This window comes from Taklimakanibacter lacteus, from assembly GCA_003576695.1.
Classification (GTDB): domain Bacteria; phylum Pseudomonadota; class Alphaproteobacteria; order Rhizobiales; family Aestuariivirgaceae; genus Taklimakanibacter; species Taklimakanibacter lacteus.
On record QOZQ01000010.1, the window covers coordinates 113,117 to 128,253 of the forward strand.

The following is a 15,137-nucleotide window of genomic DNA, read 5'->3' on the forward strand; positions in this document are numbered from 1 at the left end:
AAAAATCCGGGCTTCGAATCGTTTGGATGAGAGGTTAGATTAGGGGCCCATGGCGCGGTACATCTTCATCACCGGCGGCGTGGTCTCCTCCCTCGGCAAGGGTCTTGCTTCAGCGGCGCTCGGCGCGCTCCTCCAGGCGCGTGGTTTTTCCGTGCGTTTGCGCAAGCTCGATCCCTATCTCAATGTCGATCCGGGGACCATGAGCCCCTATCAGCACGGCGAAGTCTTCGTCACCGATGATGGTGCGGAGACCGACCTCGATCTCGGCCATTATGAGCGCTTCACCGGGCGCTCGGCCAACAAGCAGGACAATATCACCACCGGACGCATCTATCAGGACATCATCGCCAAGGAACGGCGCGGCGACTATCTGGGCGCCACCGTCCAGGTCATCCCGCACGTGACCGACGCCATCAAGGAATTCGTCACCACCGGCAATGAGGGCTATGATTTCGTCCTCGTCGAGATCGGCGGCACGGTGGGCGACATCGAAGGCCTGCCGTTCTTCGAGGCCATCCGCCAGCTCAGCAACGAGCTGCCGCGCGGCCAGACGATCTTCATCCACCTGACGCTGCTGCCCTATATCCCGACCGCGGGCGAGCTCAAGACCAAGCCAACCCAGCATTCGGTCAAGGAACTGCGCTCGATCGGCATCCAGCCCGATATCCTCCTGTGCCGCGCCGATCGCGAGATCCCGGTCAATGAGCGCCGTAAGATCGCGCTCTTCTGCAATGTGAGGCCTAGCGCCGTCATCCAGGCGCTCGATGTGAAGAGCATCTATGACGTGCCGCGCGCCTATCACGCCGAAGGCCTCGACAAGGAAGTGCTCGACGCCTTCGGTATCACCACCGCGCCCGAGCCCGACCTGTCGCGCTGGAAGACGGTCATGGACCGCATCACCAATCCGGAAGGCGAGGTGAAGATCGCGGTCGTCGGCAAATATACCGGTTTGCTCGATGCCTATAAGTCGCTCAACGAAGCGCTGGTGCATGGCGGTGTGGCCAACAAGGTCAAGGTCAAGCTCGAATGGATCGAGTCGGAGATATTCGAGAAGGAAGATCCCGCTCCTTATCTCGAAGGCGTGCACGGCATTCTGGTGCCGGGTGGTTTCGGTGAGCGGGGCTCGGAAGGCAAGATCAAGGCGGCGACCTTCGCGCGTATCCGCAAGGTGCCTTATTTCGGCATCTGCTTCGGCATGCAGATGGCCTGCATCGAGGCGGCAAGGAGCCTGTGCGGCATCGCCGATGCGAGCTCGACCGAGTTCGGCGAGACGTCGCAGCCCGTGGTCGGCACCATGACGGAATGGATGAAGGGCAACGAGCTCGAAATCCGCCGCGCCGGCGGCGATCTCGGCGGCACAATGCGGCTTGGCGCCTATCAGGCGGCGCTGAAGGCCGGCAGCAGGATCGCCGGCATCTATGGCGATACCCGCATCTCCGAGCGCCATCGCCACCGCTATGAGGTCAACACCGCCTATCGCGAAAGGCTGGAGAAGGCGGGCATGCTGTTCTCGGGCATGTCGCCCGACGGGCTGTTGCCGGAAACCATCGAATATCCCGATCATCCCTGGTTCATTGGTGTGCAATATCACCCCGAGCTCAAATCAAGACCTTTCGAGCCGCACCCGCTTTTCGCTTCCTTCATCGCCGCCGCCGTCGAACAGAGCCGTCTGGTATAACGCCGCCGGCAATTGTAAAACCGCGCCATGACCGCGATCGACATGCGACTTCGTTATGTCCTGGCTGCCTTTTGCGGCCTCCTTCTGCTGACGCTCCAGGCTTTTGCGTTCGACCAGGCGATTTTAGGGGCGGCCGAGCGTGCCGCGGTGTCGCTGCGGCAAGATCTGACCCGTATCCAGAACGAACTGGCGTTGCCGACGCTCACTTCCGATCAGCTCACCGATTTCCGCCGCCAGCTCGACAATCTGCGCACCAGCGCAGTGCGTCAGTCCGAGAGCCTGAACGGGCCTTCAGCCGAGGTCGACCAGCAGCTGAAGAGCCTCGGCCCCGCGCCTTCCGACGGCAGCGCCGAGCCGCTCGAGATCGCTACCCGGCGCACCGACCTGCAGAACAGTCTCAACCGCATCAAGGCGGCGCAGTCGCAGCTCGATCTCATCACCGTCGAGACCGACCAGCAGATCGACCGCACCGCGCAATTGCAGCGCGACCAGTTCCTGAGCCGGCTGCTGGAGCGTACCGGCTCGATTCTGAGCCCGTCGCTCTGGTTTGACGGGCTGATCGCCAGCGGCGTGTTCTTCACGCGGCTGGGCCAGCTCCTCGTCAACTGGTGGGGCGAGGCCTCGCGCACCGGCGATCTCATCGTCCTCATCATCATGCCGCTCTTCCTTGGCATGCTGTTCTTCTTCTATCGGTTGATCCGCCGCTGGTTCATCCGCCGCTATGGCAGCACGTTGTTCGTCCGCAAGCCGCCGGACGATACCGACCGTCTGTGGCGCATCGTGCGCGGCGTCGTCTTCACCGCCGTGGTCGGCACAGCAATCATCGTCGCGACCTTCCTCGGCTTCCAGCTCGCCGGTATCTTCACGGCGCGTTTCGAGCAGATGTTCTCGGCGCTCGTCGACCTGCTGTTCTTCCCCGCCGTATACGCGGCGCTTGCCTATCGCCTGGCGGCGCCCGCCAATCCCGCTTACCGGGTCGTCAATCTCGACGACACAGCAGCCGGCCGCTTCGCGCTCATGGCCGGCGTTGCTGCCTTCCTGTCGCAGGCCAAGAACTTCTTCACCGAGATTTCCGGCGTCCTCTATCTGCCGAATGCCTTTCCGGTGGCGCAGGGCGCTTCGATCTCGATCGCTCTCATCGCCATCATCGCGGCGATCCTCATCGTCACGCGCAACCAGGAAGGACTCGCCAATGCCGCCCATGGCGGGGAGGTCTATTTCGGCTGGGCCCGGCAGCTCGTTCCGCCCGTCTGGCTGCTGCTTGCGGTATCGCTGGGCGCGCTCATTCTCGGCTATACCGCGCTTGCCGGCTTCATCACCGAGCAGATCGTCGACACGTCTTTCCTGGTCGTCGGACTGCTCTTGATCCATCATCTGTCCGATGCGCTCGTCGTGTCGGGCCTCGATGGCGCCTCGAGCTTCGGTCAGTTCCTGCGCCGGCTCACCGGCCTCGGTGATCGCGGCATCTCGCGCCTCAGCACGCTGTTCCGCACCTTCATCGACCTGGCGCTGGTCCTTGTCGGGCTGCCCTTGCTGTTCCTGAGCTGGACGGTGACCTGGATCAGCTTCTCGAGCCTCATCGACCGTGCCTTCGACAGCTTCAAGATCGGCGACATCAGCATATCGCTGTCGGGCATCCTGCTCATCTTCGCCATCCTGGTGATCGGCTTCGGCCTTACCAAGCTGGTGACACGCTGGCTCAACGCACGCGTCCTGTCGCAGACCAAGGTAGATACGGGCGTCCGCGATTCGATCGTGAAGGGCGCCAATTATACGGGCTATGTCGCGGCGACCGGCTTCGCGCTTTCGGCCGCCGGGCTCGATTTCTCCAATCTCGCCATCGTCGCCGGCGCGCTTGGCGTCGGCATCGGTTTCGGCCTGCAGTCGATCGTCAACAATTTCCTGTCGGGCCTCATCCTCCTCGCCGAGCGGCCGGTGCGGGCCGGCGACTGGGTCGACGTCAAGGGAGCCGAAGGCCTGATCAAGCAGATCAATGTGCGCTCGACCGAGATCGAGACCTTCGACAACTGCACCATCATCGTGCCGAATTCGCTGCTGATTACCGAGCCGGTGAAGAACTGGACGCATCGCGACACGATCGGCCGCTTCGTGGTGACCGTGTCGGCGGCGCTCAGCGCCGATCCCGTCAAGGTCAGGGAGGTCATCCTCAAGGCCGCCAAGGACCATGCCCTCGTACTCTATCATCCCGAGCCCGCCGTCGTGATGCGCGATTTCGGCACGCAAGGCTATATCTTCGATTTGCGGGCCTTTGTCGGCGACATCATGAGCGGCGGCGTGGTGGCAAGCGACATCCGCTTCGCCATCCTCGCGGCTTTCAAGGAGAACGGTATCGACATGCCGACAATAGTACGCGATGTGCCGGTCGGTGCGGCGCAATCGCCGGCCGAACCGCCCAAGCCGGCAAAATCATGAAGGGCATCGACCATCTCGTTCTGTGCGGCCGCAGCCACGAAAGCATGCGCGAGAGCTTCTCTGGCCTCGGCTTCACCTTGACGCCGCAGGCCCAGCATCCTTTCGGCACCGGCAACAGCCTGATCCAGCTCGAAGGCTGCTTCTTCGAATTGCTGAGCGTCTTCGAGGCGGGCAAGATCCCGGATCACGAGGCGCAGCGCTTTTCCTTCGGCGCCTTCAATCGCGACTTCCTGTCCCGGCATGAAGGATTGTCGATGCTGGCGCTCGACTCGACCGATGCGCGCGCCGACGTGGCCGCATTCCGTGCGGCCGGCCTCAAGACTTACGAGCCCTTCGACTTCTCGCGCAAAGCGCGCCTGCCGGACGGGCGCGAAGTGACGGTTGGCTTCTCGCTCGCTTTCGTCACCCATCCGGCAATGCCCGATGTGGCCTTCTTCACCACCCAGCAGCACGCGCCGCAGCATTTCTGGAAGCCCGACTACCAGCGTCATGCCAATCGCGCTTTGACGATTCTCGAGGTCTGCCTGGTGGCCGAAAAGCCGGAAGAGCACGCCGCGTTCCTGTCCGCCTTCGCGGGGTTTCCGGCAGGGACGGTCGAGGAGGGCATCACGGTGCGGACAGCGCGTGGCAACATCACCTGCCTGACACCGCAGGGTTTCCAGAAAAGCTTCGGACGCCCGGCGCCGGAATTGAGCAACGGGCCGCGCTTCGGCGGATTCACCATTGGCGTGCGGCGAATAGCCAGGCTGGCCGAGGCCATCACCAGCTCGCGCTTCAGTTTGCAGAAAGACGGGCCACATCGTGCCGTGTTGTCAGTTGACGTAAACGGTAGTGCTCTTGCGTTTTTCGCGCTGAACCGGCAAGACGCTGAGGATGAGCGATGATCATAAGACCTTGACGCAGCGTGAAGAAATCGAGCGGTGGTGGCGGGGCGCCGGTTCACCCCTGAACGAATTGCTCGATATGAAGCTCGTCAGCCTCGGCGACGGCGAAGCGACTTTCGAGGCTTTCCCTTCGCGGAAATTCTATAACCCGCAGCAGCGCACCCATGGCGGCTATGCCGCAGCCCTTCTCGACAGCGCCATGGGTTGCGCCATCTTCTCCAGGCTCGGCCGGGAAGCGAATTTCGGCACCATCGAGCTCAAGGTCAATTTCGTCCGCGGCATTTTCGCCGAAACGGGACGCTTGACCTGCACCGGGAAAGTCATTCATTTCGGCCGGCGCGTGCAGACCGCCGAGGCCCGGATCACCGATGCCAATGGCAAGCTCTATGCGCACGGGTCCGGCACTTTCATGGTCTATAACGAATGAAACCGAATACCACCGTCGCGATCGGCGCGCTCAGGATCGGCAATGCGCTGCCGCTCACCCTGATTGCCGGCCCCTGCCAGCTCGAGAGCCGTGACCATGCCTTCATGATGGCGGGCCGGCTCAAGGAGATCGCGACGCGGCTCAAGATCGGTCTCGTCTACAAGACATCCTTCGACAAGGCGAACCGCACCAGCCTGACCGGCAGGCGCGGCCTCGGCCTCGAGCGGGCGCTGCCCGTCTTCGCCGACATCCGCAAGGAATTCGGCCTCCCGGTCCTCACCGACGTCCATGAGAATCATCAGTGTGCGGAGCTTGCTCCGGTGGTCGACATACTGCAGATCCCGGCTTTCCTGTCGCGCCAGACCGATCTCCTCATCGCCGCGGCCCAGACCGGCAAGGTGGTGAATGTGAAGAAAGGCCAGTTCCTGGCGCCCTGGGACATGAAGAATGTCGCGACCAAGATCGTCGAGAGCGGCAACCCCAATGTCATCCTCACCGAGCGCGGCGCCTCCTTCGGCTACAACACGCTGGTGAGCGACATGCGCGCGCTGCCGGTGATGGCCGAGACCGGCTGCCCGGTCGTCTTCGATGCCACCCATTCGGTGCAGCAGCCGGGTGGGCAGGGCACATCCTCGGGCGGCGATCGCCGCTTCGTTCCCGTCCTCGCCAGGGCGGCCGTTGCGGTCGGAGTCGCAGGCGTCTTCATCGAAACGCATGAGGATCCCGACAATGCGCCGTCCGACGGCCCCAATATGGTGCCGATCGATCGCATGGAGGGCCTGTTGCGCCAGCTCATGGCCTTCGACCGGATTGCCAAGGCGCAATAATACCGGACTTGCAATCGTCATCCATCGCCATCATAGAGACGCTCCGGCCAGCCAATCGGAGTGACCCATGACCGCCATCCTCGACATCACCGCGCGCGAAATCCTCGACAGCCGCGGCAATCCGACCATCGAAGTGGACGTGGTCCTGGAAGACGGGTCCTCCGGCCGCGCCGCTGTCCCATCGGGCGCCTCGACCGGCGCCCATGAGGCGGTCGAGCTCAGGGACGGCGACAAGAAGCGCTATCTGGGCAAGGGCGTCACCAAGGCGGTCGCCGCGGTCAATGGCGAGATCTTCGATGCGCTGGCCGGCTTCGATGCCGAGGATCAGATCGCCCTCGACCGAGCCATGATCGATCTCGACGGCACCCCCAACAAGGGACGCCTCGGCGCCAATGCGATCCTCGGCGTCTCGCTGGCCAATGCCAAGGCCGCAGCCGATGCGGCGGGCCTGCCGCTCTATCGCTATGTCGGCGGTCCCGCGGCGCATGTCCTGCCGGTGCCGATGATGAACATCATCAATGGCGGCGCCCATGCCGACAACCCGATCGATTTCCAGGAATTCATGGTGATGCCGGTGGGCGCCGAGACCTTCCGCGAGGGCCTGCGGATGGGAGCTGAAATCTTCCATACGCTGAAGGGCGCTCTCAAGAAGGCCGGCCACAACACCAATGTCGGCGACGAAGGCGGTTTCGCTCCAAATCTTCCTTCGGCGGAAGCCGGGCTCGATTTCGTCATGAAGGCGGTCGAGCAGGCGGGCTATAGACCGGGCAAGGACGTTTGTCTGGCGCTCGATTGCGCCGCGACCGAGTTCTTCAAGAACGGCAAATACGAATATGAGGGCGAGGGCAAGACCCGCTCGATCGACGAGCAGGTGAGGTATCTGGCCAAGCTCGCCAAGGACTTTCCGATCATCTCGATCGAGGACGGCATGGCCGAGGACGACTGGGACGGCTGGAAGGCCTTGACCGATCTCATCGGCAAGAGCTGCCAGCTGGTCGGCGATGATCTTTTCGTCACCAACACGACGCGACTCAGCCAGGGCATCAAGAAGGGTGTCGCCAACTCCATCCTGGTCAAGGTCAACCAGATCGGTTCCCTCACCGAGACGCTGGCCGCCGTCGGCATGGCCCATAAGGCGGCCTATACCGCGGTCATGTCGCACCGCTCGGGCGAAACCGAGGATTCGACAATAGCCGATCTTGCTGTCGCCACAAATTGCGGCCAGATCAAAACCGGCTCGTTGGCGCGCTCCGACCGGCTGGCGAAATACAACCAGCTTCTGCGCATAGAGGAAGAATTGGGGGCTCAGGCTCAGTATGCAGGACGTTCGATCCTCAAATAGAGGCGGCGGAGGGACGGCGAGATCCTCCAGGCTCTCGAGTTTCAATCTCGGCATCAGCGCCTTTGCCGCCCTTGCCGGCGTGGTCTTCGCCGGCATCCAGGCCTTCGGACCGACCTCGGGAACGGCGCCCATCAATGTGACGGTGGCGCTCGACAAGCCGGGACAGGGGCAGCCAGCGTCCAATCTCGATGTGGCGAAGACCGGCGGGGTCACCGATGCCATCAATATCGGCGGCAAGAGCGACATCACTGCCGCGACCTTGCCGCAGCCGGTGGTCGATACCGCGGCCCTCGACCTCAGCCGCAGCATCGCGACCGCCGCCCTCAAGGACGGCAGCGAGCAGCGCTACCGGTTCGGCGATCTCTTCGATGGCCGCCCGGAGACCTCGCTCACCATTTCGGCGCCCGACCAGGAGATCAATGTGCTTCTCGATCTGGGCGGCGACCGCAAGGTGAGCGCCCTCGATTATGCGCCGCCGGCATCGGCCGACGGCGCGGCCATCGCCAACGTCCTCGATGTGATGGTGCTGCCGGAGGGCCCGCTCGAAGCGTCGGGCCGCCCGGTCTTCTCCTTCCCGTTGCAGACGACCGCCGGCCGCCAGACCTTCTCGCTGCCCGCCGACACCCATGGCAAATATCTGTGGCTGCGCATTGCCGGGCCGCAAGGCAAGGAGAAGGTCGCCGTCGGCGATTTCAAGGTCTTGCAGTAGACGCCTGCGCCATGTCGGGCAGGGCGCGGCGCTGGATCGCCACGCGCTTGCCATGCTCACCAGTGCCGCGAACACGACATAACCGATGAGGTACCAGGGCTGCTTGCCGTTGGCCTCGATCAGATAGGTCGCGATGATCGGCGTAAGGCCGGAGGCGAATATGCCTGAGAACTGGTAGACGAAGGATATGCCGCTATAGCGCACGCGCGGATCGAACAGATCGGCGAAGAGGCCGCCATTGCCTGCCCGCCCCCAGCGCGCGCCTGAGCCTCGACCAGGCGAAAGCACACCTTCCCTTGCTCCAGGAGGCGGCCCGGCGAATGGCTGCGACCCTGCCCTGAGGATCACGCCGCGGCGCGCGATCCTCGCCGCTCGATTTCGCGATCGATGCGTGCCGCGAGCGCGTCGGATACGGGAACCATCGGCAGGCGCAATTCGGGGCTGTCGATCAGACTGATGCGCCACAGCCAATGCTTGACCGGTGCCGGGTTCGGTTCCTGGAACAGCAGTCTCGGCAAGTCCGCGAGGGCTCGCCAATCCGCCAGAGCGCCCGATTGATCACCCTGCAGGAGCTTGCTGCGGATCTGGGCGAAGGCTGCGGTTTCGATATGCGCGGAAGCAAGAATGCCGCCATCCGCCCCTTGCGTGAGCGCCGTGTAGAACAAGGCATCCTCGCCGGTCAGCACCGAAAAGCCGGAAGGCCTCGACCGCGCAAGGTCGAAGGACTGCGCCGCATCGGCGGAGCAATCCTTGACGCCGATGATGTTGCGATGCTCGGCCAGCCTGAGCATGGTTTCGTTGCCCAGATTGACGCCGGTTCGATAGGGGATGTTGTAGATCATGATCGGCCGCGCCGCATTGTCGGCGAGCGCGGAAAAGTGGCGGAAGAGTCCCTGTTGCGACGGCCTCGTATAATAAGGGCAGGCGATCAGATAACCGTCGATCGGCCATGATGCGGTATAAGCGAGCGCCTTGCCGAGCTTGCGGGTGTCGCTGCCGCTGAGGCCGAGAAAGACCGGCATGTTACGACCGGCGACGGTGAGCGCGTGGCGGGTGCTGAGGACGATACGCTCAACCTCGGCATCATCGAGGCTGAGGCCTTCACCGGTTGTAGCGGCAAGGATCAACCCGTCCACAGGCTCATGCGCATAGTGTTCGACCATTCTCCGGAGCGAAATCTCGTCGATCAGGCCGTCGCGGAACGGCGTTATGAGCGGGAGCCACAGGCCTTGCGGCATCGTTTGATTGGTCGGCATTTCATCCATCTCCTGTTGCTGGGCCGGAGACAGGCATGAAAAAACCCCGTCCAAACCGGCGGGGCTGCTTTGATCTTGAGTGCTGGCTATCTGCTACTGCGCACGACGATCATCGTTCCCCGGAATGGGGAATTTTTTCGACTTCGCGGTGAGGCGGCGGATGACCATGGACGGAAAGTGGCGCAAGGAGGCGCTGGCGTCAAGTGAGCGCCTTGACTCGCGCCATGACCCGCCGCCAGATGTCGCTTATGTTCATCGAGACCAAGATGCATCCGCCGCATCTGCGTGGCGCCATGGTGGAGCGCCCGCGCCTCATCGCCATGCTGGAAGCAGCGACAGCCGCGAAGCTCGCCACGGTTTCATCGCCCGCCGGTTTCGGAAAATCGACTCTCCTGTCGCAATGGGGGGCCAAGGTCGCCGCGAAAGGCGGGCGCGTGGCCTGGCTCTCGCTCGATGCGCAGGACAATGATCTCGCCCGTTTCCTTAAATATGTGACGGCAACGCTCAACCGCGCCGATCCCTCGATTGCCGCCAATGCGCTGGCGCTCATCGAGTCGAGTCCGGTGACGCCGGTCGATTCGATCCTGGGCGGCCTGATCAATGATCTGGCCCGTGCCGGCGACCCTGTCTATCTGGTGCTTGACGATGCCCATCTCATCGTCTCGCCCGAGATCGCGCTGTTCCTCAACTCCATGGTGGCCTATGCGCCGCCGGCGCTCCATATCGTGCTCGCGACGCGTGGTGAGCTGCCGGTCGAGCTCATCGCGATGCGCATGAAGGGCCATGCCGTCAATCTCGGCGACAGCGAATTGCGCTTCTCGCTGGACGAGACCGATCACTATCTGCGCGCCATCTGCCGGCTCGATCTGCCGATGTCGGCCATCGTGGCGCTGCATCACAAGACCGAGGGCTGGCCTGCCGGCCTGCAGCTCGTGGCGCTGGCGCTTGCCCATGAAGATTCGCGCGAGACCTTCATCGCCGATTTCTCCGGCAGCCAGCGCGACGTCGCCGATTTCCTCAGCCACGAGGTATTGGCCCGCCAGCCCGAGGCGGTGCAGGATTTCCTGCTGCGCACATCCATCCTCGAGCGCTTCAATCTGGGCCTCGTCGAGGCGGTTTGCCCGGAGCATGACTGCCCGGCGACGCTTGGCCTCATCGAGCGCGCCAATCTCTTCCTGATCGCGCTCGATTCGACCGGGCAATGGTTCCGCTACCATCATCTGTTCAGCGACTTCCTGCGCGGCAAGGTCGAGCGCTGGCCGGCCGAGAAGCGCGCCGCCCTCCATCGCCGGGCATCGTCCTGGCTTTCCGCCAATGGCTCGATCTCGGACGCGGTGGGCCATGCCCTGGCGGCGGGCGACAAGGACCTGGCGGCCCGCCTCGTCGAGGAATGCGCTCTGCCGATCATCATGCAGGGCCATATGCCGATGGTGACGGAGTGGCTCAATCGCCTGCCGCCCGAGCTGATAGCGATGCGCCCGCGACTGCTGCTGACGCGCGTCTGGGCCCATTTTCATATGGGGCGATCGCGCGATGCGGTCAGGGATCTGCGCCGGGCCAAGCTCCTGGTGGTCAGGCAGGCCGGGCAGGGCAGGATCGATGCCGCGACGACCCGCTCGCTGCAGGCGGAGCTGCAGACCCTGACGGCAGGCGTCATCAGCGCCGCCGACTGGCCGCGCATGGCGACGAGGCTGGCGGCCCGCTGGCTTGCCGATTATCCCGAAAGCGAGCCTTTCGCGCGCGGCACCTTGTGCAATATCCGCTCTTTCGCCCATTTCTCGCTGGGCGAGCTCGATGCGTCGCGGCTCTCAGCTCTCAAGGGGCGCGACCACCATACACTGGCGAATTCGATCTTCGGCATTGTCTATTCCGATCTCCTTCTGGGGCTCGTCGAGCTTGCCGCCGGCAATCTGCACCAGGCGCATGACCTGCTTGCCCGCGCCATGCGCCTGTCGCGCGTAGGTCTCGGCGCCAATTCCTATTCGGAAGCCATGTCGGCGATCATCCAGGTCGAGCTCCTTTACGAATGGAACGACCTGCACAATGCCGAAAGGCTGTTGCACCAACATCGCGGCGTTATCGAGGAATGCGGCCTCGTCGTGCATGAGATGGCCTGCAAGCTGCATCTGGCGCGGCTTGCGGCGGCACAGGGCCGCCATGACGAGGCGATCATCTATCTCGAACGTGCCGAGCAGCTCGGCATCGAGAAGCGCTACCGGCGCCTGACCGCGAGCGCGCTCAATGACCGCGTACGCCTGCTGCTGTCACGCGGCGATGTCGCCGCCGCCCGCATGGCGCTGCAACTGCGCGGCATCACCACCGCCATGAGCGAGCGGGCGGAGCATGTCCACCCGCTCGATGAGTATGCCCATATCGGCGCCGCCCGGCTTCTGATCGCCGAGGGCCAGCCGAAGCGCGCCATCGTTGTCCTGGAGCGCATCGCCGAGCGCCAGCGCAAGGACGAGCGTTTGCGCGCGCTGCTGCAGGTTCGGGCCCTCGTGGCGATTGCCGCGCATGCGGCAGGCGAGACCTTGCAGGCGCTCGCCGCCACCGTCGATCTCATGGCGCTCGCCGTGCCGCAGAATGCGGTGCGCTCCCTGGTCGATGAAGGCCAGCCTTTGAAGGCGGCGCTCGATTTCGCGCGCGGACGCATTCCCGCCTGGTCGCGCTCGTCCGAGACCGCGGTCTTCGTCGACCGCATCCTGGCCGAGCTCGGGCGTGGCGGCAGCGAGCGGATACGCCCCATGGCAGGCACGCCGCTCGCGGGAAAGCGCCAGCTCAGCAGCAAGGAAATGGAAGTCGCGTCCTATCTGGTGCGCGCCTATAGCAACCGTGAGCTCGCCCGATCCCTGTCGATGGCGCCCGACACGGTGAAGTGGCATCTCAAGAATATCTTCGGCAAGCTCGGCGTCTCCAACCGCACCGAAGCGGCGCTGAAGCTGCGCGAGATCGGCTTATCCGATTTCGACGCTACGATGCGCTAGACCGGCGCGCGAAGAGCAGCAACGCTCCCAGGCCACACATCGCCGCTCCCGATGTCTGCCGCATCCGGACGATGAGCGTCGGCCGTTGGGCAAGGCCGGATCTCACTTTGGCTGCCCAGAAGGTCACGACGACGTCCACGGCCGTGTTGAGCATGACGGACAGGACGCCGAGGAAAATGAACTGCTGGGCCACATTGGCGGCGGGGTCGACGAACTGGGGAATGAAGGCGAGGAAGAACGCCGCCGTTTTCGGATTCAGCGCCTCGACCAGGATGCCCTCCCGAAACGCCGAAGCGGGTCCGCTCGTTTTCAATGTGCCTTGCTCGTTGAAGCCTGCGGCGCGCCAGGTTCTGACGCCAAGCCAGATGAGATAGAGAGCGCCGGCAATTTTCAGAACGGTGAAGGCTTCGGCGCTGGCCATGACGAGCGCCGATATGCCCACGGCCCCAGCGAAAACATGGACGAGGCCGCCGACACCCGTGCCGAAGCTCGACGCCAGGCCGTCGGGACGGCCGCCGGCGAGCGTTCTTGCCGCGACGTAGAAAATGCCGGGTCCCGGCGTGATGGCGAGCAGCGTTGCCGCCGCCAGGAACAAGATGAAACTATGAAGCTCGGGCACCGCTCACCTCACGATCCGCTGGGGACCAGAGCCGCGACCTCACGATCCTCGTTACGGTCGCTGGCTGACAATCCTTCGATGACGCCGGCACGATCGGCAGCGCTGCGGTTCTGACTCATCTTCCTTTTGCCATCCAGCCGCGAGATCGGCAGGCGCAGGCCGACGATTCCCCGAAGCTGCGACTTGATGAAATCGGCCGGCGCGTCCGTAACTGCCCAAGGCTGCTTTCGCGACCCTTCATGCAGCTTCGTCAGTCTCGTTATGATATCGAGAAGCCGGTCGGCGTCGTCAAAGAACTCGACGGGTCCATAGGCATGGATGGCGATATAGTTCCAGGTCGGAACGACCTTGTGCGTTTCCTGCTTGGTTGCGTACCATGACGGCGTGACATAGGCCTCGGGCCCGTTGAATATGGCCATCGCCTCGCAGGTCGGCGCCAGTTTCCACTGCTGATTGGCGCGCGCCAGGTGAGCATAAAGCGTGCCGCAAGGGCCTTCGCTCTCATCGAGAAGGATGGGCAATGTCGTCCCGATGAGTCCCTCTTCGGTCGCGGTGACGAGCGTTGCCGAGCGCGCCTCGCGCATGCCCCGGTGAATATCGGGAACGTCCTCGACACGGAAAGCTGGCGGGACATACATTGGCGAACGATCCTTATGCGGTCTCGGTACGGTCCATTAAGGCTCAAAGTGGTTTGCCTGAAGCGCCAGTTTTAAGAAATAACGGCAGACCAGTTGAGAGGGGTTAAGAGGGATGGATTGTTGCCCTCCACCCGATCGGGTGGGTCAAAAAACACCACCCCTTACCCGTAAGTGTCGGGACTCCCTGGGGCAGCCGCGCCATCATTGCCTCAATCAATAATGAACAGGGAGCCGCGATGGCGACGGGTTTCGTCTTCCACGAACTTTATCTGTGGCACAATACCTGGAACTGGGCCCAGGTCTTCCCGCCAGGTCTCACGGTGCAGCCCGGCACCCATGCCGAGAATCCCGAAACCAAGCGGCGCATTCGCAACCTGCTCGAAGTGAGCGGTCTCCTCGACAAGCTCGTCGCCATCAAGCCGCGCGAGGCGACCGTCGAGGAAGTCGCCCGTGTCCACACGCAGGCCCATATCAGGCACATCAGGGAGATCAGCGACAAGGGCTATGGCGATGCCAGCCAGCTGACCCCTTTGGGCTCGGGGAGCTACGAGATCGCACTCCTCGCCGCGGGCGGCGCCATCGAAGCGGTGGACGCCGTGGTCAAGGGCAAGGTCGCCAATGCCTATGCGCTCATCCGCCCGCCGGGTCATCACGCGACCAAGGATGTCGGCATGGGCTTCTGTCTTTTCGCCAATGCGGCCATCGCGGTGCGCCACGCGCAGAAGGTTCTGGGCCTCGACCGTGTCGCCACCGTCGACTGGGATGTCCATCACGGCAACGGCACCCAGGCGATCTTCTATGACGACCCGAGCGTGCTGACGATCTCGCTGCACCAGGATAATCTCTTCCCGGCCGCGTCCGGCGGCATTGCCGAGAATGGCGAGGGCAAGGGCAGGGGCTACAATATCAATGTGCCCTTGCCGCCGGGCTCCGGCCCCGGCGCCTATGTCGCCGCCTTCGAGCGCGTGGTGCTGCCGGCATTGGCGCGCTACAAGCCCGAACTCATCATCGTGCCGTCAGGCTTCGATGCGGGCGGTGTCGATCCTCTGGGCCGCATGATGATGAGCGCCGAGGGTTATCGCTCGCTCACCCGGATGCTCAAGGAAGCCGCGGCCGATCTCTGCAACGGCAGGATCGCGATGACCCATGAGGGCGGCTATTCCGAGATGTATGCGCCCTATTGCGGTCTCGCCGTGCTCGAGGAACTGTCGGGCCGCAAGACCAGGATCGATGATCCCTGGGGCCCGATGATGGCCCAATGGGGCGGGATGGATGCCCAGCCGCATCAGCTCGCCGTGATCGATGAAGCAGCCCAACTTGTCCAGAGAATGAGCTAAGAT

12 protein-coding genes and 1 pseudogene are annotated in these 15,137 nt (G+C 63.6%); 9 read left to right on the forward strand and 4 right to left on the reverse strand.

Features of this window, described 5'->3' with window-relative positions:
* Positions 1–49 precede the first annotated feature (49 nt).
* From pyrG to DT068_RS28110, 7 genes are all read left to right on the forward strand, one after another.
* Entirely contained in the window at positions 50–1,678 is a 1,629-nt protein-coding gene (gene pyrG, locus DT068_RS20375; protein ID WP_119391729.1) for a CTP synthase, read from the forward strand.
* A gap of 27 nt (positions 1,679–1,705) precedes the next feature.
* Positions 1,706–4,111, forward strand: coding sequence for a DUF3772 domain-containing protein (locus DT068_RS20380; RefSeq protein ID WP_119391730.1), 2,406 nt, complete (start codon positions 1,706–1,708; stop codon positions 4,109–4,111).
* Positions 4,108–4,995 carry a VOC family protein gene (locus tag DT068_RS20385; protein WP_119391731.1) on the forward strand — a complete coding sequence of 296 codons (888 nt, stop codon included), beginning with the start codon at positions 4,108–4,110 and terminating at the stop codon, positions 4,993–4,995. The genes DT068_RS20380 and DT068_RS20385 overlap by 4 nt, the downstream gene beginning before the upstream one ends.
* On the forward strand, positions 4,985–5,422 hold the full coding sequence (locus DT068_RS20390) for a PaaI family thioesterase (RefSeq protein ID WP_119391732.1): 438 nt from the start codon (positions 4,985–4,987) through the stop codon (positions 5,420–5,422). The genes DT068_RS20385 and DT068_RS20390 overlap by 11 nt, the downstream gene beginning before the upstream one ends.
* Positions 5,419–6,249, forward strand: coding sequence for a 3-deoxy-8-phosphooctulonate synthase (gene kdsA / locus DT068_RS20395; RefSeq protein WP_119391733.1), 831 nt, complete (start codon positions 5,419–5,421; stop codon positions 6,247–6,249). The genes DT068_RS20390 and kdsA overlap by 4 nt, the downstream gene beginning before the upstream one ends.
* Positions 6,250–6,316: 67 nt before the next feature.
* Positions 6,317–7,591 (forward strand): phosphopyruvate hydratase, encoded by a 1,275-nt coding sequence (gene eno / locus DT068_RS20400; RefSeq protein WP_119391734.1) that lies wholly within the window; start codon positions 6,317–6,319, stop codon positions 7,589–7,591.
* A complete protein-coding gene (locus tag DT068_RS28110; protein WP_162914338.1) occupies positions 7,566–8,300 on the forward strand; it encodes a hypothetical protein in 735 nt (244 codons plus the stop codon). Before eno ends, DT068_RS28110 begins: the two co-directional genes overlap by 26 nt.
* A gap of 42 nt (positions 8,301–8,342) precedes the next feature.
* On the opposite strand, the pseudogene DT068_RS28405 reads toward DT068_RS28110, so the two are convergent.
* Positions 8,343–8,531, reverse strand: a pseudogene (locus DT068_RS28405) (MFS transporter); the annotation flags it as partial.
* A gap of 113 nt (positions 8,532–8,644) precedes the next feature.
* Positions 8,645–9,556 carry a 4-hydroxy-tetrahydrodipicolinate synthase gene (gene dapA, locus DT068_RS20410; RefSeq protein ID WP_119391735.1) on the reverse strand — a complete coding sequence of 304 codons (912 nt, stop codon included), beginning with the start codon at positions 9,554–9,556 and terminating at the stop codon, positions 8,645–8,647.
* A 203-nt stretch (positions 9,557–9,759) separates the two neighbouring features.
* Between dapA and DT068_RS20415 the strand changes: the two genes are divergently transcribed.
* On the forward strand, positions 9,760–12,540 hold the full coding sequence (locus DT068_RS20415) for a winged helix-turn-helix domain-containing protein (protein WP_162914339.1): 2,781 nt from the start codon (positions 9,760–9,762) through the stop codon (positions 12,538–12,540).
* On the opposite strand, the gene DT068_RS20420 is transcribed toward DT068_RS20415, so the two are convergent.
* The gene (locus DT068_RS20420) at positions 12,527–13,159 is read right to left on the reverse strand and encodes a LysE family translocator (protein WP_119391737.1); all 633 of its coding nucleotides are present in this window, start codon (positions 13,157–13,159) and stop codon (positions 12,527–12,529) included. The two genes, DT068_RS20415 and DT068_RS20420, sit on opposite strands and share 14 nt — an antisense overlap.
* A gap of 8 nt (positions 13,160–13,167) precedes the next feature.
* On the reverse strand, positions 13,168–13,797 hold the full coding sequence (locus DT068_RS20425) for an FMN-binding negative transcriptional regulator (RefSeq protein ID WP_119391738.1): 630 nt from the start codon (positions 13,795–13,797) through the stop codon (positions 13,168–13,170).
* A gap of 236 nt (positions 13,798–14,033) precedes the next feature.
* Between DT068_RS20425 and DT068_RS20430 the strand changes: the two genes are divergently transcribed.
* On the forward strand, positions 14,034–15,134 hold the full coding sequence (locus tag DT068_RS20430; protein WP_119391739.1) for a class II histone deacetylase: 1,101 nt from the start codon (positions 14,034–14,036) through the stop codon (positions 15,132–15,134).
* Positions 15,135–15,137: the final 3 nt, after the last annotated feature.